The sequence below is a fragment of the Sphingomonas nostoxanthinifaciens genome, from assembly GCF_019930585.1.
Taxonomy (GTDB): domain Bacteria; phylum Pseudomonadota; class Alphaproteobacteria; order Sphingomonadales; family Sphingomonadaceae; genus Sphingomonas_I; species Sphingomonas_I nostoxanthinifaciens.
Genome location: NZ_CP082839.1, coordinates 2,038,873 through 2,057,834 on the forward strand (window position 1 = coordinate 2,038,873; position 18,962 = coordinate 2,057,834).

14 protein-coding genes are annotated in these 18,962 nt (G+C 68.7%); 8 read left to right on the forward strand and 6 right to left on the reverse strand.

What is annotated here, in order from left to right:
• Positions 1 to 25: 25 nt before the first annotated feature.
• Positions 26 to 1,192, reverse strand: a complete 1,167-nt coding sequence (locus tag K8P63_RS09710) for an acyltransferase family protein (protein ID WP_223799591.1) — start codon at positions 1,190 to 1,192, stop codon at positions 26 to 28.
• 257 nt (positions 1,193 to 1,449) lie between these two features.
• Between K8P63_RS09710 and K8P63_RS09715 the strand changes: the two genes are divergently transcribed.
• The 4 genes from K8P63_RS09715 (at position 1,450) to ald (ending at position 6,590) form a co-directional block, all read left to right on the forward strand.
• On the forward strand, positions 1,450 to 3,810 hold the full coding sequence (locus tag K8P63_RS09715; RefSeq protein WP_223799592.1) for a chemotaxis protein CheA: 2,361 nt from the start codon (positions 1,450 to 1,452) through the stop codon (positions 3,808 to 3,810).
• Positions 3,807 to 4,238, forward strand: coding sequence for a chemotaxis protein CheW (locus tag K8P63_RS09720; protein ID WP_223799593.1), 432 nt, complete (start codon positions 3,807 to 3,809; stop codon positions 4,236 to 4,238). The genes K8P63_RS09715 and K8P63_RS09720 overlap by 4 nt, the downstream gene beginning before the upstream one ends.
• Positions 4,239 to 4,344: 106 nt before the next feature.
• Positions 4,345 to 5,367: a serine hydrolase gene (locus tag K8P63_RS09725; protein WP_223799594.1), complete on the forward strand. Its 1,023-nt coding sequence runs from the start codon at positions 4,345 to 4,347 to the stop codon at positions 5,365 to 5,367.
• A gap of 107 nt (positions 5,368 to 5,474) precedes the next feature.
• Complete coding sequence (gene ald, locus K8P63_RS09730) at positions 5,475 to 6,590, forward strand: alanine dehydrogenase (RefSeq protein WP_223799595.1); 1,116 nt, start codon at positions 5,475 to 5,477, stop codon at positions 6,588 to 6,590.
• A gap of 95 nt (positions 6,591 to 6,685) precedes the next feature.
• Here ald and K8P63_RS09735 read toward each other — a convergent pair whose 3' ends face one another.
• From K8P63_RS09735 to K8P63_RS09755, 5 genes are all read right to left on the reverse strand, one after another.
• Entirely contained in the window at positions 6,686 to 7,435 is a 750-nt protein-coding gene (locus K8P63_RS09735) for an SDR family NAD(P)-dependent oxidoreductase (RefSeq protein WP_223799596.1), read from the reverse strand.
• A 27-nt stretch (positions 7,436 to 7,462) separates the two neighbouring features.
• The gene (locus K8P63_RS09740; RefSeq protein WP_223799597.1) at positions 7,463 to 8,866 is read right to left on the reverse strand and encodes an aldehyde dehydrogenase family protein; all 1,404 of its coding nucleotides are present in this window, start codon (positions 8,864 to 8,866) and stop codon (positions 7,463 to 7,465) included.
• A 130-nt stretch (positions 8,867 to 8,996) separates the two neighbouring features.
• Positions 8,997 to 9,731 carry an SDR family oxidoreductase gene (locus K8P63_RS09745; protein ID WP_223799598.1) on the reverse strand — a complete coding sequence of 245 codons (735 nt, stop codon included), beginning with the start codon at positions 9,729 to 9,731 and terminating at the stop codon, positions 8,997 to 8,999.
• A gap of 3 nt (positions 9,732 to 9,734) precedes the next feature.
• Positions 9,735 to 10,832, reverse strand: a complete 1,098-nt coding sequence (locus K8P63_RS09750) for an NAD(P)-dependent alcohol dehydrogenase (RefSeq protein ID WP_223799599.1) — start codon at positions 10,830 to 10,832, stop codon at positions 9,735 to 9,737.
• A gap of 85 nt (positions 10,833 to 10,917) precedes the next feature.
• Positions 10,918 to 13,305 (reverse strand): membrane-bound PQQ-dependent dehydrogenase, glucose/quinate/shikimate family, encoded by a 2,388-nt coding sequence (locus K8P63_RS09755; RefSeq protein WP_223799600.1) that lies wholly within the window; start codon positions 13,303 to 13,305, stop codon positions 10,918 to 10,920.
• Positions 13,306 to 13,577: 272 nt separating this feature from the next.
• On the opposite strand from K8P63_RS09755, the gene K8P63_RS09760 reads away from it, so the two are divergent.
• From K8P63_RS09760 to K8P63_RS09775, 4 genes are read left to right on the forward strand one after another with little or no spacing between them, the layout of a single operon-like run.
• Positions 13,578 to 15,728: a gluzincin family metallopeptidase gene (locus K8P63_RS09760; protein ID WP_223799601.1), complete on the forward strand. Its 2,151-nt coding sequence runs from the start codon at positions 13,578 to 13,580 to the stop codon at positions 15,726 to 15,728.
• Positions 15,725 to 17,407: an MBL fold metallo-hydrolase gene (locus K8P63_RS09765; RefSeq protein ID WP_223799602.1), complete on the forward strand. Its 1,683-nt coding sequence runs from the start codon at positions 15,725 to 15,727 to the stop codon at positions 17,405 to 17,407. The genes K8P63_RS09760 and K8P63_RS09765 overlap by 4 nt, the downstream gene beginning before the upstream one ends.
• Before the next feature lie 23 nt (positions 17,408 to 17,430).
• Positions 17,431 to 18,240 (forward strand): hypothetical protein, encoded by an 810-nt coding sequence (locus K8P63_RS09770; RefSeq protein ID WP_223799603.1) that lies wholly within the window; start codon positions 17,431 to 17,433, stop codon positions 18,238 to 18,240.
• A 12-nt stretch (positions 18,241 to 18,252) separates the two neighbouring features.
• A complete protein-coding gene (locus K8P63_RS09775) occupies positions 18,253 to 18,948 on the forward strand; it encodes a peptidoglycan recognition protein family protein (protein WP_223799604.1) in 696 nt (231 codons plus the stop codon).
• Positions 18,949 to 18,962 lie beyond the last annotated feature (14 nt).

An 18,962-nucleotide genomic window follows, 5' to 3' on the forward strand; every position in this document is an offset into this window, starting at 1 on the left:
CTCGGCGGTCGGTTCGCGGCGGTGCCTAGCCGCTGCCGCGCGCGGCGGGAAGCGGCGCGAGGCCGAACAAGGGGCGGAACGGACCCGACGCCTTGCCGATCAGGTAGAACAAGGCGCAGGCGGCGATCGTGCCGGGCAGGATCAGCGCGAACTGCGCGAGATTGGGCAGCGCCAGCGGGCGAATGCTCCACGCGATCAGGACGATCGCGGTCTGGTGGACGATGTAGGAGGGGAACACCGCCTCGTTCAGTGTGCGCCGCCAGCGCCCCGATCCGCCGACGATGCGCTCGGCCAGCGCCAGCAGCAGGATGTTGGTGCTCCAGCTCATGATCGCGGCGGCGACCCGCATCGCGACGAAGGCGGGCGAGCCGGTCGCCGGGTCGGCGCCGGTGAGCAGATGGGCGAACGCCATCGCCGCATAGGCCGCCAGCGTCAGCAAGGCCGCCGGCCGACCCAGCGCGGCGATGCCCGCACGCACCGCCGGCGAGCCGGCGAGCGCGAAGCCGAACAGGAAGGCGGGGAGGTAGGCGAGGTGGCCGTTGATATCGGTGAACAGCCGATTGGTCGGCATCATCGTCGGGAACAGGATCAGCCGCAGCACGAGCAGCCACAGGATCGGGATCGCCAGCGCGCGCCAGCCGGTGAAGATTTGGTCGAAGCCGCGCTGCAAGGCGGCGCTCCGATCGGGCGGCAGCGTCGCGTCGGCGATCCCGATCACCAGCGAATAGGCCCAGATATAGGCCACGAACCAAAGGTTATCGAGGCTCGGCGTGGTGCCGTCGATCGCGCCGAGATAATCGTGCAGCCAGTAATGCAGCAGGCCGCCATGATAGGTGCCGCCGTTCATCCGCTCGACCCACGGCTGCGGCGCCATCACCACCAGCACGCCGAAGGCGAGCGGCAGTAGCAGCCGCACCGCGCGCGAGCGCAGGAAGCTGGCCGCCGTGCCGCGTGCCAGCACCGCGCGCGCGGCATAGCCCGACACCAGGAACAGCAAAGTCATCCGCCACGGATTGAGCGCGAGCAGCGGGTAGACCAGCCAGGCGAGCGGGTGCGGCGCGTCGATATGCCAGCCCCACGGCCCGAAATAGAGACCGATATGATAGAGGATCAGCAGCCCGAACGCGCCGATCCGCAGCCAGTCGAGCTCGACATGACGCGCGATCGGGCTGGCGGGGACGGGCGGCGACATGACGCCTCAGCGTCGTTTCGCGGATCTTGTTCCGGCTTCCCGCGCTCTAACTCTCTCGTCATTCCGGACTTGATCCGGGATCCAGCTTTCCTTGACGGCCTTCGGTCGCTTCGCTCGGGGCGCGCCTGCCGCGTGGTGGACCCCGGAACAGGTCCGGGGTGAGCCGTGCGTCACCGGCGCCGCATCGGCGGCTGGTTAGGCACTTCTTTACCCTGCTTATGCCAGATCGCCGTTCCGAGACGGCTGGAAAGGCGCCCGTGGACGATCTGCTCATCGACTTCATCGCTGAGACGCGCGACACGCTCGAAGGCATTGCCGGCGAGATCGTGGCGTGGGAGGCTGACCCGGCCGACCGTACCCGGCTCGATTCGATCTTCCGCTTCGTCCACACCGTCAAGGGAAGCTGCGGCTTCCTCGATCTGCCGCGCCTGCTGCGGCTGAGCCATGCCGCCGAGGATGCTCTGGCCGAAGTGCGTTCGGGCGCGCGCGTGCCCGATGCGGCGCTGGTGAGCGCGGTGCTGGCGGTCATCGATCGCATCGGCGAACTGAACGAGGCGCTCGAAACCAAGGAAGATCTGCCCGAAGCGATCGAGGGCGCGCTGATCGCGGCGCTGGCGCCTCACGCCGATATTGCTGCCGCGCCGAACGCCCCCAAGCCGTCGCTCGAAGCGGCGCACGGCCTGCCGGCGCGGACGGTGGCGCGCAGCATCCGCCTGCCCGTGGGCCTGCTCGACCGGATGATGGCGAGCGTGTCCGACATGGTGCTGGCGCGCAACGAACTCGGCCGCTGCCTCCGCTCGGATCTTGCAGGGCAGGAAGGCGACGCGGCGTTCGATCGGCTGTCGCAATGCGTCGGCGAGATGCGCGACGCGATCACGCGCACGCGCATGGCGCGGATCGACAATCTGTTCGCCGCGCTGCCGCGGCTGGTGCGCGACCTCGCCAGCGAGCTCGGCAAGATGGTCACGCTGGACGTGGACGGCGGCGACGTCGAGCTGGATCGCGAGATGATCGAGATGATCCGCGATCCGCTGACCCACATCGTGCGAAATTCGATCGACCACGGCATCGAATTTCCCCCACAGCGGCTGGCCGTGGGCAAGCCCGAGACGGGGCGGCTGCGCGTCGGCGCCCGCCAGTCCGGCAACCAGATATTGATCGAAATCTCCGACGACGGGCGCGGCATCGACGCCGGCAAGGTGGTCGAGCGCGCGATCGCCGCTGGCCTGGTCACGCCCGAGCAGGCCGCGGCGATGTCGCGCGAAGCCGAGCTCGACCTGATCTTTTCGCCCGGCCTGTCGACCGCCGCCAAGGTGACGAGCATCTCCGGTCGCGGCGTCGGCATGGACGTGGTGCGCGCCAACGTCGAGCGGATCGGCGGCAAGATCGACGTCGAGAGCCGCACCGGCGAGGGGCTGCGCATCGTCATGCGCGTGCCGCTGACGCTCACCATCATCCCGGCGCTCACCATCAGCAGCGCCGGCGTCCACTTCGCCATCCCGCGCTCGGCGATCGACGAGATCGTCCGCAGCGACAATGCGGCGGTCACGATCGAGCGGATCGGCGGCGGCCTGGTTGCCTGCATCCGTGGCACGCGCCTGCCGATCGTCGATCTCGCCGCCTTCATGGGGCTGGCCGACAGCGATGCCGCGCCACCCCTGCTCGCGATCCTGCACGCCGGCGGCGGCGCGCATTACGCGCTGGGCGTGACGGCGGTGCACGATCACGAGGAACTGGTGGTCAAGCCGGCGGCGCCGGCCCTGATGGCGAGCGGCGTCTATGCCGGCACCACCTTGCCCGACAATAGCCGGCCGATGCTGCTGCTCGATGTGGCGGGGATCGCGACGCTCGCCGGCATCGAGGAGCAGCCGGCCGTGATCGAGACGGCGGTTGCGGACGCGACGGCCGATTTGTTGCCGACCTTGCTGTTCGTCGATCTGGATGGCGCCCACCGCGCGATTCGCCTCTCGCTGGTTCAGCGGATCGAGGACGTGGCGACCGCCGGCGTGGTCGAGAGCGGCGGATCGCGGCTGCTGGCGCATGACGGCCGGCTGATCTCCTTTCACGCCGCCGGCCCGTTGCCGTCGCACGAGCGGATGCGCGTGCTTCATGTCGGCGGCGATGCGGCCAGCCTGGCCTATGCGATCGACCGCGTGATCGACGTCGAGGATCTGCCGATCGACTACGCCCCCGCAGCGGCGGACGGCCCGATTGCCGGCGTGCTGCTGCGCGATGGTCTGCCGATCGAATTGCTCGATCCCTTCTGGCTGTTCGCGCAGGCGCATGGCGAGGTGGCGGCCGGCAGCCTGAACGATGCGGACGGCGCACCGCCGCTCTGCCTGCTCGCCGACGCCGACGATGCCTGGGCGCGCGCCGTGATGGCGCCGTTGCTGCGTGCTGCGGGCTATCGCGTCTCGCATGGCGCCCCGGCATCGGGCGAACGCGTCGCGGTCGTAATCGCAAGCGGGGCCGCGCCGGCCGGGGTCGATGCGCCGCTGGTGCGTCTGCGCAGCACGCGCGAGGAGCCCGCGCCGGCCGACGGCAGCGTCTATCGCTACGATCGCGCCGGGCTGCTGAGCGCGCTCGATCGTCACGCCCGCGCGAGGAAGCACGCATGATCGGCCTGTTCCTGATCGCCCGCATCGCCGACGAACGGGTGGCGCTCCCCACGGTCGCGGTCGGGTCGGTGGTCGAGGTGGACCAGGTCGCGCCGGTGCCCCGCGTCGCGCCGCACATCGCCGGCCTGTTCGCGTTGCGCAGCCGCGTGCTGACGGTGATCGACAGCCGTGCCGCGCTCGGGCTCGGCCGGATCGTGTGCACCGGCATCGGCACGGCGGTGATCGTCGAGAGCGACGGCCACAGCTATGCGCTGCTGGTCGACGAGGTCGAGGACGTGGTCGAGGCGCTGCCCCCGGCGGCCTGCCCGTCGGTGCTGGAGCCGGGCTGGCGACGCGTCGCGCTCGGCACGATCCGTCATGAGGGACAGGCGCTGCTGCTGGTCGATCCGATCGCCTTGATCGCCGGCGAGGAGCGCTCGGCCGCCTGATCGCGCGTGGTGCGCCGATCCGACGCTGCGCTGCGACGTGCGGGGATGCGCGGGCTTGCGGCCGGCGTCGTCGCACCGGATCATGGACCGCTTGAGCGGAGGGCGTGTGAAGGGATTGCTGCTGGCCGTGTTGGCGGCCGTGGGCGTGGGTGCGCAGGCCGATGGGACGAACGACCTGGCCGAGCATAGCCGGCTCGATCCGCCGGCGCTCGCGCGGACCGAACCGACATTGGCGATCCTGAAATCGCGGCTGGATGCCGAGGCGCGCGGCAGCGGCACGCGGGTCGGGCTCGCCGCGATCGATCTCACCACCGGCACGATGGTCTCGGTCAATGGCGACCAGCAATTCCCGATGGCGAGCACGGTGAAGGTCGCCATCGCTGCCGCCTTTCTCGACGGGGTTCAGCATGGCCGGCTGTCGCTCGACGAACGCTACGGGCTGTCGGCGCACGAGCGACGCTTCGCGCGCGGGCTGGGCGACATGCGGCTGTTCGGCGGGCGGCGTTCGGGTGCCGAGCTGCTCGACCTGATGCTCACGCGCAGCGACAACAGTGCGGCCGACACCTTGCTTGCCGCGATCGGCGGCACGCGCGCGCTCGGCAACTGGCTGACGGCGGCGGGGATCAGCGGCCAGCGCGTCGACCGCTCGATCGCCGAATTGCTGCGCGATCATGAAGTGCGCAAGCGGATGCGCGTCGGGCGTGGGCGGCATCGCCACTGGATCACCGTCTCGGTGCCGCGCGCGGCCCCCGCCGGCGACAAGCGCGACAGCTCGACGCCCGAGGCGATGGCGGCGTTGCTCGTCAAGCTGCGCGGCGGCGAACTGCTCGATCGTCAGCGCACCGATTATCTGTTCGAGGTTATGGCGCGCTGCCGCACCGGCCCGGGGCGCATCCGTGGGCTGCTGCCGGCCGGCACGCCGGTGGCGCACAAGACCGGCACGATGAACGGCGTCACCGATGACGTCGGCATCGTCGGCCTGCCCAACGGGCACGCACTGGCGGTGGCGATCTTCGAGACCGGCCGCGGCGGCCCGCGCGCGCACGATCGCAAGATCGCGCAGCTCTCGCGAATGCTCTACGACCATTTCGGCGCGGCATCGGGCGGCACGACCAGCGCGCCGATGTGAGGCGCGCGGGTTGCGGGCACCAAACCGGCCCCGTCGCCGTTTCACGACGGACAGGCGGTGAAGGAGCGGCTATTGCCCGTACGCCTGATCGGAAAAGGATGAGTGGCATGATCGTCGGTACGGTTCGCGAGGTTAAGACGCACGAATATCGCGTCGGGCTGACGCCCGAAAGCGCGCGCGAGATGGCCGCGAACGGGCATCGCACGCTGGTCGAGAGTGGGGCCGGGGAGGGCATCGGCGCCAGCGACGACGATTATCGCCGCGCGGGCGCCGAGGTGATCGCCACTGCGGCCGAGGTGTTTGCGCAGGCCGACATGATCGTGAAGGTCAAGGAGCCGCAGCCGGCCGAGCGCGCGATGCTGCGCCCCGGCCAGATCCTCTACACCTACCTCCATCTCGCGCCCGATCCGGAACAAGCGGAGGATCTGCTTCGCTCGGGCGCGATCTGCATCGCCTATGAGACGGTGACCGACGCGCATGGCGCGTTGCCGCTGCTGAAGCCGATGAGCCAGGTCGCCGGCCGCATGTCGATCCAGGCGGGCGCGACCGCGCTCGAGAAGGCGCATGGCGGGCGCGGCGTGCTGCTGGGCGGCGTGCCGGGCGTGCTGCCGGCGAAGGTCGCGGTGCTCGGCGGCGGCGTGGTCGGCTTCAACGCAGCGCAGATGGCGGTCGGGCTCGGCGCCGACGTCGTGATCCTCGATCGCAGCCCCGAAGTGCTGGAGCGGCTGGGCATCCACTTTGAATCGCGCGCCAAGACGCGCTTTGCCAACAGCGCCAACGTCGCTGAGAGCGTCACCGAGGCCGATCTGGTGATCGGCGCCGTGCTGGTCGCGGGCGCGGCGGCACCGAAGCTGGTGAACGCCGCGATGCTCAAGGACATGAAGCGCGGCGCGGTGCTGGTCGACGTCGCGATCGATCAGGGCGGCTGCTTCGAGACGAGCCGCCCGACCACGCATGCCGAGCCGACCTACATCGTCGACGGCGTGGTGCATTATTGCGTCGCCAACATGCCCGGCGCGGTGGCGCGGACGAGCACCTACGCGCTCAACAACGTGACGCTGCCGCACGCGCTGCGCATCGCCAATCTCGGCTGGAAGGCGGCACTCCAGCGCGATCCGCACCTGCTGGCGGGGCTCAACGTTTGCGAGGGCAAGGTGACGCACCCCGCCGTCGCCGAGGCGCTGGGCAAGCCGTTCGTGCCGCCGACCGACGCGCTGGCCTGACTGCTTCATCGTCGCCCCGGACTTGATCCGGGGCCCCGCTGCTTGCAATCCGAAGAAGAAGCGGGATCCCGGATCAAGTCCGGGATGACGGACTGCTATTGTTTCGTGCGCGCCACCTGGAAGCCGGCGAAGGACTGGCTGACCGGCATGATCTCGAGCGTGTTGACGTTGAGATGCGGCGGCAGCGCGGCGATCCACAGGATCGTCGCGGCGATGTCCTCGGCGGTCATCGGATCGGAGCCGGCGTAGAGCGTGTCGGAGGCGGACTGGTCGCCGCCGGTGCGAACGAGCGTGAATTCGGTTTCGACCATGCCCGGCTCGATCGAACTGACCCGCACCCCGGTGCCATGCAGATCCGCGCGCAGGTTGAGCGTGAGCTGCCGCACGAACGCCTTGGTGCCGCCATAGACGTTGCCGCCGGTGTACGGATAGGTGCCCGCGACCGAGGCGAGGTTGACGATCGCCCCCTTGCGCTCGATCAGCCCCGGCAGCAACCGGTGCGTGACCGTCACCAGCGCGGTGACGTTGGTGTCGATCATCGTCCGCCAGTCGTCGAGCTTCGCCGCCTGCGCCGGCACCGTGCCGAGCGCGAGCCCGGCATTGTTGACCAGCAGGTCGATGCCGCTAAAGCGATCGGGCAAGGCGTCGAGCGCCACATCCAGCGCCGCCGCGTCGCGAATGTCGAACGCGGCGGTGTGGACCCGCTCGCCCAGTTCCGCGGCCAGCGGTGCGAGGCGATCGGCGCGACGGCCGGTCGCGATCACCTGCCAGCCGGCGCCCACCAGCGCACGCGTGGTCGCCTCGCCGATGCCGGAGGTCGCCCCGGTCACGATCGCCGTCTTCATGCTACGCTCCGTCGCTTGTGCGCCGCCTTACACCCGCGCGGTGATGACCTGGATCTGGGTGAACTCCTCCAGCCCCTCGTCGGCATATTCGACGCCGAAGCCCGACTGGTTGGCGCCCGCGAACGGAATGTGGTGGGCGAGGTCGGGATGGCGGTTGATCCACACCGATCCGCTCTCCATCCGCTCGGCGAAGCTGCGCGCGCGCTCGGGATTGGTCGACCACACCGAACCGCCGAGGCCGTAGGGCGAGGCGTTGGCGCGCGCGAGCGCATCCTCGGGATCCTCGTAGCGGATCACCGGCAGCACCGGGCCGAACTGCTCCTCGTCGACCAGCCGCGTGCCGTCGCTGATGTCGCGCACGATCTGCGGGCGGATGAAATAGCCATGCTCGGGCAGGGTGCCGCTGTCGCCCATGATCGTGCCGTGCTGGGCGGCATCGTCGATCAGGCCGCGCACGCGATCGAACTGCGCCTTGTTCTGCAGCGGGCCGAACTGCGTGCCCTGCTCCAGCCCGTCGCCGACGATCGCGCCCTCGCACAGCGTCGCCAGCTCGTCGCAGACGTCGTCGTAGAGCGCATCGGGCACGTAGGCGCGCTTGATCGCGACGCAGATCTGGCCGCTATTGCCGAACGCGCCGGTGAACAGGCCGCCGGCGACCTCCTTGGGGTTGCAGTCGTCCAGCACCAAGGCGGCGTCGTTGCCGCCCAGCTCCAGCGTCAGGCGCTTGAGCGTGTCGGCGGCGTTCGCCATCACCTTGCGGCCGGTCGCGGTCGAGCCGGTGAAGCTGATGCGGCGCACGTCGGGATGCGAGGTGAGCTTCGGCCCGACCGTGCCGTCGTCGCCGACGACGTTGAGCACGCCCTTGGGCAACGCTTCGGCGATCAGCATCGCCGCGCGCAGCGTGGTGAGCGGGGTGGTCGGCGCCGGCTTGGCGACGACGGTGTTGCCGGCGACGAGCGCGGCGGCGATCTTGCCGACCATCATCGACAGCGGGAAGTTCCACGCGACAATCGTCACCACCACGCCCAGCGGGCGGCGGCGCTGGACAATGCGGCGGCCGTCGGCATCCTCGCTCGTGCGGTCGGCGAGCGCCTTGCCCGAGGCGCGGCGGAAGGTGGCGGCGGAGCCGTTGACCTCGCGCAGCGCGTTGACGAGCGGCTTGCCCTGTTCCTGCGTCAGGATGCGCGCGAGCATGTCGGCATTTGCCTCGAGGATGTCGCCGCAGGCGTGCAGCGCCGCCTCGCGCTCGGCGACCGAAGTCGCCGCCCACGCCGGATAGGCCGCCTTGGCGGCTGCCACCGCCTGATCGAGCTGCGCGTCGGACGGCACCGGCGCGGTCGCGAACGGCTCGGCCAGCGCAGGGTTGACGACATCGATATCGCGCTCCCCGTCGACCAGCGCGCCGTCGATCAGCATGGAGACATCGGCCATCGCGTATCACCTCTTCGTTCGTGTCGGGCAGGCGCGGGGGCGCCCCGGAATGCGCACCTGTTCTGCCCTGAGGCCTTTCAGGGCAAGGATATTTTGCGCCCGCGTCGGCCCTACCGGCGAATGAGTGCGATCAGGGTGCGACCTGCTTGACCGGACGGATCAGGATCTCCTCCACCAGCACGCGCGGCGGCTGGGCGAAAGCGTAGACCAATGCCTGCGCGATATCCTCAGGCTGGAGCGCGTCGATCTCCTCGCGGCGCTTGCGCATCTGCTCCTCGGGCACGTTGTCGCCCCATTCGGTCCACACCGCGCCCGGCTCGATCACCGAGACGCGGATGCCGTCGGCGGCCAGTTCCTTGCGCAGCGCGTCGTGGAAGCCGACCACGGCGAACTTGGTGGCGTTGTAGACCGACCAGCCGGCGATGCCGTAGCGCCCGCCGACGCTCGACACCGACGAGATCATCGCCCCCGGCCGCCCGCGCAGCAGCGGGATTGCGGCATGCGTGCAATTCAGCACGCCGTAGAGGTTGGCATCGATCTGGGTGCGCCAGTCCTCGGGCCTGGTATCGGCGAACGGGCCGTTGATGCCGACGCCGGCATTGTTGAACAGCAGATCGAGCCCGCCGAACCGCTCGCGCACCTGCGCGAACAGGGCATCGACCTGGCCCGCGTCGCCGACATCGGCGGTGATCGCCACCGCTTTGTCGCCCAGCTCGGCGGCGAGTGCCGCGATCTTGTCGGCACGGCGCGCGGCGAGCACGACCGAGACGCCTTCCTCCACCAGCAGCCGCGCGGTGGCGACGCCGATGCCGCTCGACGCGCCGGTGACGACCGCGACGCGGCCGGAAAGATCCTGCATCTGCATGGTTCAGGCCTCCTCGAGTTCCGGTTTCAGGCTGGCAATGTCGATGACATAGCGGAAGCGGACCTCGCCTGCCTTCATCTTCTTGTACGCCTCGTTGACCTGCTGGATCGGGATGACCTCGACGTCGGGCGCGATGCCGTGCTCGGCGCAGAAATCGAGCACGTCCTGCGTCTCGGCGATCGAGCCGATCAGCGAGCCCGCGATCGACTTGCGCCCCATCACCAGCGCCTGATGGTTCCAGCCCGGCATCGGCGTCAGCGCGCCCACCGCGACGAAGGTGGCGCCATGCGCGAGCAGCGGCACGAACGGGTCGACGCGATGCTTCTCGGGAATGGTCGAGAGGATCAGGTCGAAATGGCGCTCGAGCGTCTTGTAGGCCTGCTTGTCGCCCTCCAGCACGGCGGCGGCGCCGAGCGCGCGCGCCGCATCGGCCTTCTCCGGCGTGGTGGTGAACACCGTCACTTCCGCGCCCATCGCGCGCGCCAGCTTGACCGCCATGTCGCCGAGGCCGCCAAACCCGACCACGCCCACCTTGTGGCCCGGCTTCACGCCCCAATGCCTGAGCGGCGAATAGGTCGTCACCCCCGCGCACAAAATCGGCGCGGCCGCCTCGATCGGCAACGTCGCCGGCACCTTGAGGACGAAATCCTCCTTCACGACGACGACGTTGGAATAGCCGCCATAGCTGTTGTCGCGGCCATACATGTTGCCGCCGGCCTTGGCGGCCGGCACCATCGGGCCGTTATAGGTGGCGAGCCAGCTGTTCGGGCCCTCGCAATATTGCTCTTCGTGCGCCTCGCAGGGCGCGCATTCGCGACAGCTGTCGATCATGCAGCCGACGCCGACCAGGTCGCCTACCGCATGAAGGGTGACGCCGGTGCCGGTGCGCGTGACGCGGCCGACGATCTCGTGGCCCGGCATGCACGGATAGACGGTGTTGCCCCAGTCATTCTCCGCCTGATGGACGTCGGAATGGCACACGCCGCAATAGAGGATCTCGATCTCGACCTCGCCCGGCCCGGCGTCCTCGCGTTCGAACGCCAGCGGCTTCAGGCGCGAGAAGGAATGGTTGGCGGCATAGCCGATCGCCTTGATCGTCATGGAAAGTCCTTTGGGAGCAGGGGTTTGAGAGGCTGCCGCACATAACGCGCGGCAGCCGATGTCTTTCCGGCGATCGCGTCGGTCGCTAGCGGCGGGGCACCGCATAGGCGATCACCGCATCGCCGTTGCGCGTGCCGAGCCCGCCATGGCCGCCGGCCGCGATCACGACATATTCACGCCCGTCGCGGCCCTGATAGACCGCGGGGGTCGCCTGCCCACCGGCGGGCAGGCGGGCGCGCCACAGGATCTTGCCGCTGCGCTCGTCGATCGCGCGGATGTAATCGTCGGCATAGGCGCCGACGAAGATCAGTCCGCCGGCGGTGACGGTGTTGCCGCCGATGTTGAAGATGCCGGTCGGCAACGGCAGATCGGTGTGCGTGCCGAACAGCCCCATGTCGCGCGTCGTGCCGACCGGACGCTCCCACACGATCTTGCGCGTGGCGAGGTCGATCGCGACCATCTTGCCCCAGGCCGGCCGCATGCACGGCGCACCGAGCAGGTTGAGCCACGGCTTGACCGTCACCTCCCACGGCGTGCCATATTCGGGGCCGTTGGCGAATTCGGGTGGCTGCGGATAGGGCTGGCCGCTCGCCCAGCCGGCCCACGGATAGATCAGGCCCTTCTTGATCGCCTCGTCGTGCGCCGTCGCGGTCGCGACGAACGGGATATAGCTGGTGTTGGCGATGAACAGGTGGCGCGCCGGATCGATCGTGCCGCCGTGCCAGTCGATCACGCCGTCGAACGCCGGATAGACGATCGTCGGCTTGATCGAGGGCGGGGTGAACAGCCCTTCGTTGCGGCTGCCGGCGAGTTCGATCCGGCACAGCATCTGGTCGATCGGCGTTGCGCCCCACGTATCCTGCGGGCGCAAGGTGGCCGGGGTCAGGCTCGGCATGCCGACCGACATCGGCTGGGTCGGCGAGAGGCGATCGCCGGGCAAACCGTTCTGCGGCACCTTTTTCTCGTCCACCTGCGCGATCGGGTGGCCGTTGCGCCGGTCGAGCAGGAAGAGCTGGCCGTGCTTGGTCGTCTGGATCAGCGCGGGCGTGCCGTCGGGCAGGTCGACCAGGCTGCCCGCGATCGGCACGTCAAAATCCCATACGTCGTGGTGGACGGTCTGGAAGTGCCAGCGCTCGCGACCGGTATCGATGTCGAGCGCGACGATCGACGAGCTATATTGCTCGTCGCTTGGCCGCCGGTGCGCGCCCCAATAATCGGGCGTGGCGTTGCCCAGCGGCACATAGACCATGCCGAGCTTGTCGTCGGCGGTATAGGCGCCCCAGCCATTGGGGGTGCCGCGCGTGAAGATCTCGCCCGGCTTCAGCGGCGCGGTCGGGTCGGCGCGGCCGAGATCCCACGCCCAGGCAAGCTGGCCGGTGGTGGCGTCGAAGGCGCGGATCACGCCCGAGGGCTCGCCCTCGGTCTGGTTGTCATAGACCCAGCCCGACAGCATGATCTTGCCGTGCGCGATCATCGGCTGCGAGCTGATGAAGTGGAAGCCCGGCGGCACCACGCCCATCCCCTGGCGCAGGTCGACGAAACCGTTCTGCCCGAAGCTGGGGCAGAGCTTGCCGGTGCGTGCGTCGAGCGCGAACAGGCGCGCGTCGGCGGTGGTCGAGATGATCCGTTCGGGGCAGGTATCGCCCGGTGCCGTGACGGTCGCATAAGCGACGCCGCGGCACGCGAGATAGATGTTCGGCTTGGTATCGTTCTGCGGATGGAAGCGCCAACGCTGCTGGCCCGTTACCGGATCGAGCGCGACGATGTCGCGGTGCGGCGTGCACAGATACATCGTGTCGCCGACCTTGATCGGTGTCGCCTCGAAGTTGAATTCGTGGCCGTGCGCATTTTCGCCCGGCTGGGGCAGGTCGCCGGTGTGGAAGGTCCACGCAACCTGCAGCTTGGCGACATTGTCGGGCGTGATCTCGGCCAGCGGCGAGTAACGCTCGCCAGCGGCGGTGCGCCCGTAATAGCGCCAGTCGCCCGGCGCGACGCCGAAATCGGGCGCGGGCACCGGCACGGCGGCGGCGATCTCGCCGTCGCGATGCCAGCGGAGCGCGGTGGTCGCCCAGCCCGCGACGAACACGAACGCGATCAGCCCCGCGAAGATCGCGGCACCGCCCCAGCGCAAGCGCGGCGCGATACCGAGCCGCCCGGCCACCCACGGCAGCGCGATCCAGATGCCCAGCACCGCCGGCGCGATCAGCCGCGGCACCAGCGCCCAGCCGTCGAGCTGAACCTCGTAAAGTGACCACAGCAGGGTCAGCGCGATCACGGCGGCATAGACCCAGATACCGAGCGCGCGCCGCAGCACGATCAGCCCGCCCGAGACGGTCAGCAGCACGCCGGTGACGAGGTAATAGAGCGTTCCGCCGAGATGGAGCAGCTCGGCGCCCCCGATCGCAAGCACGATGCCGATCAACGCGACCGCGATGCCGGTTATCCCGGGCACGCTCAGCAAGCGATCGCGCATGAAGAAGCCCCTCGTGAGTGCATGTTGCGCGATGAACGAGATGCGACGCCGCTCGGGTCCGATCACGGCCGGCTTTTTTAGGGCGTCATCCAAACGGGCATAGCCGGGCCGGGCGGGCATCTCCGGCGACCCGACAAAAACTTGGGCATGCGCGGGATTAGAAGCGGATGCCGTTCAGTCTATCCGAACGGCGCTTGCAATCACCGGAAGATAATGAGATGGTTAACGGCGATAATAATGAATGACATAAAGGCTTCCGGGGGGATCGCCTGATGCTGAAATCTCGGCTGATACCCGATCCGCCAAGTCGTAAGCTGCGCGTGTTCGCATTCGATCCGCAGGCATCGATCGAGCTTGAGACCGCGGTCATCAACGACGCCTTCATTGAGTTGCCGTGGGAAGAGGAATGGGAAGACCCGATCACGCTCGGGCCGACCAACGAATATATCGAAGTCGTCGATTTCGATCCGGCCAGCGGCTGTTTCTATCCACCTCTCGACCTCAATGATGCGCGCATGCTCGCGTCCGAGGGACTGGCGCCGTCCGACGGCAATCCGCAATTCCATCAGCAGATGGCGTTCGCGGTCGCGATGAAGGCGATCCGCATCTTCGAGCGTGCGCTCGGGCGGCCGGTTCTATTCATGCGCGAAAAGCCGGGATCGCCCGATCATCCGATCCCGTTTCGCCGGCCGGTGCGTCGGCTGCGTATCTACCCGCACGCGATGCGCGAGCGGAATGCTTATTACAGCCCGCAGAAGGCGTCGCTGCTGTTCGGCTATTTTCGCGGCGATCCGGCCAGTGACGGCACCGGCGGCGGCTGGGTATTCACCGCATTGTCGCAGGACATCGTCGCGCACGAGACGACCCACGCCATCCTGCACGGCATGTGGCCGCGCTCGATCGAGTCGAGCAATGCCGACAGCCTCGCCTTCCACGAAGCGTTCGCCGACATCGTCGCGTTGCTCCAGCATTTCACCGTCGGCGGCGTCGTTCGGCATGAGATGGTCCGCTATGGCGGGTCGCTCCGCGCCGAGGGGCTGCTGACCGGGCTCGCCCAGCAGTTCGGGCGCGGGACCGGCCGCGAAGGGCCGCTGCGGTTCGCGCTCGGCATGGTCCGCGACGAGGAGGCGGCGCTCGCGGCGGGCACACCGCTCGACCCCGACCGCAACGCCGCGGTGACCGAGCCGCACATGCGCGGACAGATCCTCGTCGCGGCGGTGTTCGACACGTTCGTGACGATGTTCGAGCGCAAGACCGCCGACCTGTTCCGGTTGAGCGGATGGACGCGCGGCACGCCCGATCTGCCCGCCGAGCTCGCCCAGCGGCTGACGATCGAAGCGTGTATGGTCGGCAGCCATGTGCTGGATCTGTGCATCCGCGGGCTGGATTATCTTCCGCCGATCGACGTGACTTTCGGTGAGTTCCTGCGCGCGATCATCACCGCCGACGTCGATCTCGATCCGCGCGATCCCGACAATTACCGCGTCGCCTTCGCCGAGGCGTTCCGCAAGCGCGGCATCCGGGTGCGCGGCGCGAGCTTCAGCTCGACCGACAGCCTGTTGTGGGAGCCGACCGAGAGCTTCCTCGCCGATCACGGGCCGGCCGGCGGCCCGGTCGCCGACGGCGCAGCCTGCGCGGCGTCCAGCTCGGTGCTGGACGCGTCGTTCGCCGGCGTGCTCGGCCGCCTGCAGCTCGGCGTCTTCTTCGAGAGCATGACGATCAACAATTCCGAGGTGCAGTCGCTGTCGGATTATGTGCTGAGGGAGACCGTCGCCGAATTCCCCGGCATCCGGCATTATCTGAACAAGGAGGATACCGCCAAGGGGGCCGGCGACCGGCCGGACGGGGCCGAGGCGAAGATCCCGAAGGCCAATTTGCGCGACCTGTCGCTGTTCATCGCCCGGTTCAACGCAGCGCTGCTGCATGGCTGGCTGACGAAGGAATTGATGCCCGAAGATCAGGCGATATGGGGTAGCGCGCTCGGCCTGTCGCTCGCCACCGGGGCGAAGCCGTCGGTGTTCCGCCTGCGCGGCGCGCCGAGCGTCGAGATCCACAGCGCGCGCATCTCGCGCCGCCACACGGCCGACGGCAAGCTGCTCCAGCAGCTGATCGTCCAGGTCGCGCAGCGGCGGCGCGGTTACTACCTCCAGGCCGATCAGGACCGCTGCGACGCCGGGCAGATGGGCGACGACGATCCGCTCTGGCAAAAACCCGATTTCATCTTTCGCGGCGGCGCCACGATCCATGTCGATCTCAGCAGCGGCAAGGTCTTGCGGATCATCCACAAGAATATCGACGACCAGAAACGGCTGGAGCGGCAACGCGGCTTCCTGCTCGGCGATCCGAGCGCCTTCAGCTTCGCCGGCCGCGACGATCCCTCGAACAGCGAGCCGTTCGCGCTCGTGCATCGGGCATGCGGATGACCGGCATCGCAAGCATCATCGTGCGGATGTACCGCAACCTGCTGGGCGACTGCTTCCTGATCCGGGTGCAGGAGGAAGGCGGCATCGAGCGCCGCATCCTGATCGACTGCGGCATCCTGCAGGGGCTTGGTGCGACCGAAGGCAAGCGGCCGTCGGGGCAGGATCGCATCCGTGCGGTCGCCCAGCATATCGTGGAGACGTGCAGCACCGGCGGCGGCGACAAGCCGGCGGGGTGCGACGCGTTCATCGACCTGCTGGTCGTCACCCATCAGCATTTCGACCATGTCGGCGGCTTCATCCAGGCCAAGGACATCCTGTTCGACGCTAAGCTTGCGTTCGGCGAACTATGGATGGGGTGGACCGAGGATCCCGACGACAAGGACGCCAAGGCGATCAATGCGCGGCTGGATTCGCGCAAGACCGCGCTCGTGAAGCTGGTCGCCGGGCTCGGCAACGGCAATGGCGCCTCCGCGCTGGCCGAGGGCACGCCCGACGATGGCCGGTCGCTGGCGCCGCTGCGCGACGAACTGGCGGCTTATGCGGGCTTCATCGGCCCGATCGAGGACGACGGGCTCGGCCTCGACGGCGCGCCGCGCCTGACGATGAGCCGCATCTTCGACGCGATCAAGCAGAAGGCCGGCAAGATCCGCTACTGCTCGCCCGGCGAGATCGTGCAGACCCCCGGCGCCGCGCCGCTTACCGTCGCGGTGCTGGGGCCACCGCGCGACTGGGCATTGCTGTCGAAAGACCTGCCGACGCCCAGTGCCAAGGAGACCTATCTCGCCGGCCCGGCGCCGTCGGACGCGCCACCTGTGAAAGCGTGGAACAGTCCGCCTGCCGTGCAGAGCCTGTCGCACTGGTTCCTGCCGGCCGCCGATGAGGTGCCGGCCAAGGGGGATGCGGCGGACCTCGCCCGGTCGTCGCCGTTCGCGCACCGTTACTGGGCGGGAACGTCGATGGCGGCGGTGCTTGCCGCGGGCGATGCGACGCCCGAGGCGCGGACCCAGACCGATGCCGGATGGCTGTACGACCGCTATTATTTCGTGCCGGCCGGCGCCCCCGCCAAGCCGGAGGACGTGCCGGACCGGAAAGTGCCGGATCCGCGCGACCAGCGCTTTCGCCGGATCGACGGCGCGTGGACCGAGGCTGCGTCGTCGCTGGCGCTCGATCTCGACAGCGACACCAACAATACCAGCCTGGTCCTCGCCTTCCAGCTGCCCGACGACGAAGGCAGCTTCATGCTGTTCGCCGCCGACGCGCAGGTCGGCAACTGGCTGTCGTGGCACAATCAGACCTATGCGATCGGCACCGCGCCGCCGCTGACCGCCGCCGACATCCTCAACCGCACCCGCCTGTACAAGGTCGGGCATCACGGCAGCCACAATGCGACGCTGCGCGGCAAGGGGCTCGAATTGATGACCCATGCCGATCTGGCCGCGATGTGCTCGACCGTCGAGGAAGAGGCGGCCGGCAAGAAAGGCTGGCAGATGCCGAATCCCGACGTGAAGACGCAACTCATCGCGCATTGCGACGGCCGGCTGCTGCGCGGCGACCGCGCCTGGGCCGACGATCCCGACACCGCACCCTACCAGTCGCAGGCGGCGAGCTTCGCCAGCCGGATCAGCTACGGGCCGGTGGTCAATGGCGAGCCGATCTATGTCGAGCTGCAGATGATCTGACGTTTCTCACGAGGACAGATGCCATGGACCTTCATGAAAGTTTCGCGCTGGATGTGGCGCGCGCATTCGTCGCCCGGCTCGACTTCGGGGAGTTCGCGCTGCCGGCAGACGATGTCGCGCCGCCCGATCTCGTCTTCGATGCGGCTAAGCAGCAATCGGTGCTGGTCGGGTCGGACGTCGTCTCATTCGATACCGGCGTCGAGGCCGATTTCCGCGAGGCCGCGTCGAACTGCGCCTTGCTCGCCCAGCTCGCGGCGGACAAGGCGACCAGCGCCGATGCCGATCCGATGGCGTGGTTCGACAGCTATTTCAGCGTGCTCGCGCATCTCGGCTGGGTGGTGCAGGAGCGCGATACCGCCAGCTACCAGCTCGGCCAGGACGGGCTGGAGGTCCATCAGGCGATCCTCGACGTCGTCAGCGCCTTTCTGGGGCCGGTGGCACCCGCCGCGCTGGAGCTCGTCAAGCTCGCCCTGGTCAGCCTGCAGACGATGGACGCGGCTTCACCGTTCATCACCCTGTTCAAGCGCCAGACCCAGCATGCGAAGATCGGGCGCGTCCAGTTCACCGCCATCCACGATGCCGGCAATGGCGGCCTGCTGGCGGAGGCGATGGCGTTCGGGCTGAACGCCGATGCGCAAGTGACGCAGATCCTGTTCTTCAAGCTGCACAACGACCACACGTTGCTGCGGCGCAGCCTCGGCCGGCTGTCGCTCAACCGCATGGCGATCCAGGCGCTGGCGCCGCAGATCAAGGCCAAGGTGCTGCCGTTCATGGCCAGCTACGTCGATGCGCTCGACATCGGCACGCCGCCCACGCCGACCCCCACGACCTGAGGAGAAAACAGCATGGCGCGATGCCCCTTCGCCGAGTGGATGCCCATTTCGGGCAGCAGCGGCTCCTATACCGGCGGCCCGTTCAAGATCGTCCATCACACGACCGAGGGATCGAGCGCGGACGGCGCCTTCTCGGCGTTCAAGGCCAACAGGTCCGATCCGCACTTCACCGTCTCGAACACCAAGATCTATCAGCATATCGACACGGGACAGGCGGCGCGCGCGCTGCGGCATCCGGCCGGCACGCCCGAAACCAACCGCGATTCGGCAGTGCAGATCGAGCTGGTGGCCTTCGCCGGCAAGCCCAAGGATCGCACCGCCTTGTTCAACCTCGCGCGGCTCTGCCGCTGGATCGAGCAGCAGCACGCCATCCCGCCCGCGTGGCCGATGGGCGCGCCGCCGCCACCGGTGAACGGCAGCGATGCCGGCCATCACACCCGCGACCAGGCGATCTGGGACGCGAAGGGCGGGCATTACGGCCACTGCCATGTGCCCAACAACGTCCATTGGGATCCGGCGTTCGACGCGTTGGAGTCGGCTTATGTGCTGGCCGCCCAGTTCGACGCCACGGGCAAGCTCGCCAATCCGCAGGATCCGGCGGTGAAGGCGCTGCGCGATCATCCGGTGCTGGGCATCGACGAGGCGGTGAAGCCCGAGGTCATCGTCGACCATGAGAGCTTCGCGGCCGACGACGCCGATCGAAACTGAGAAGGCGAGGGACG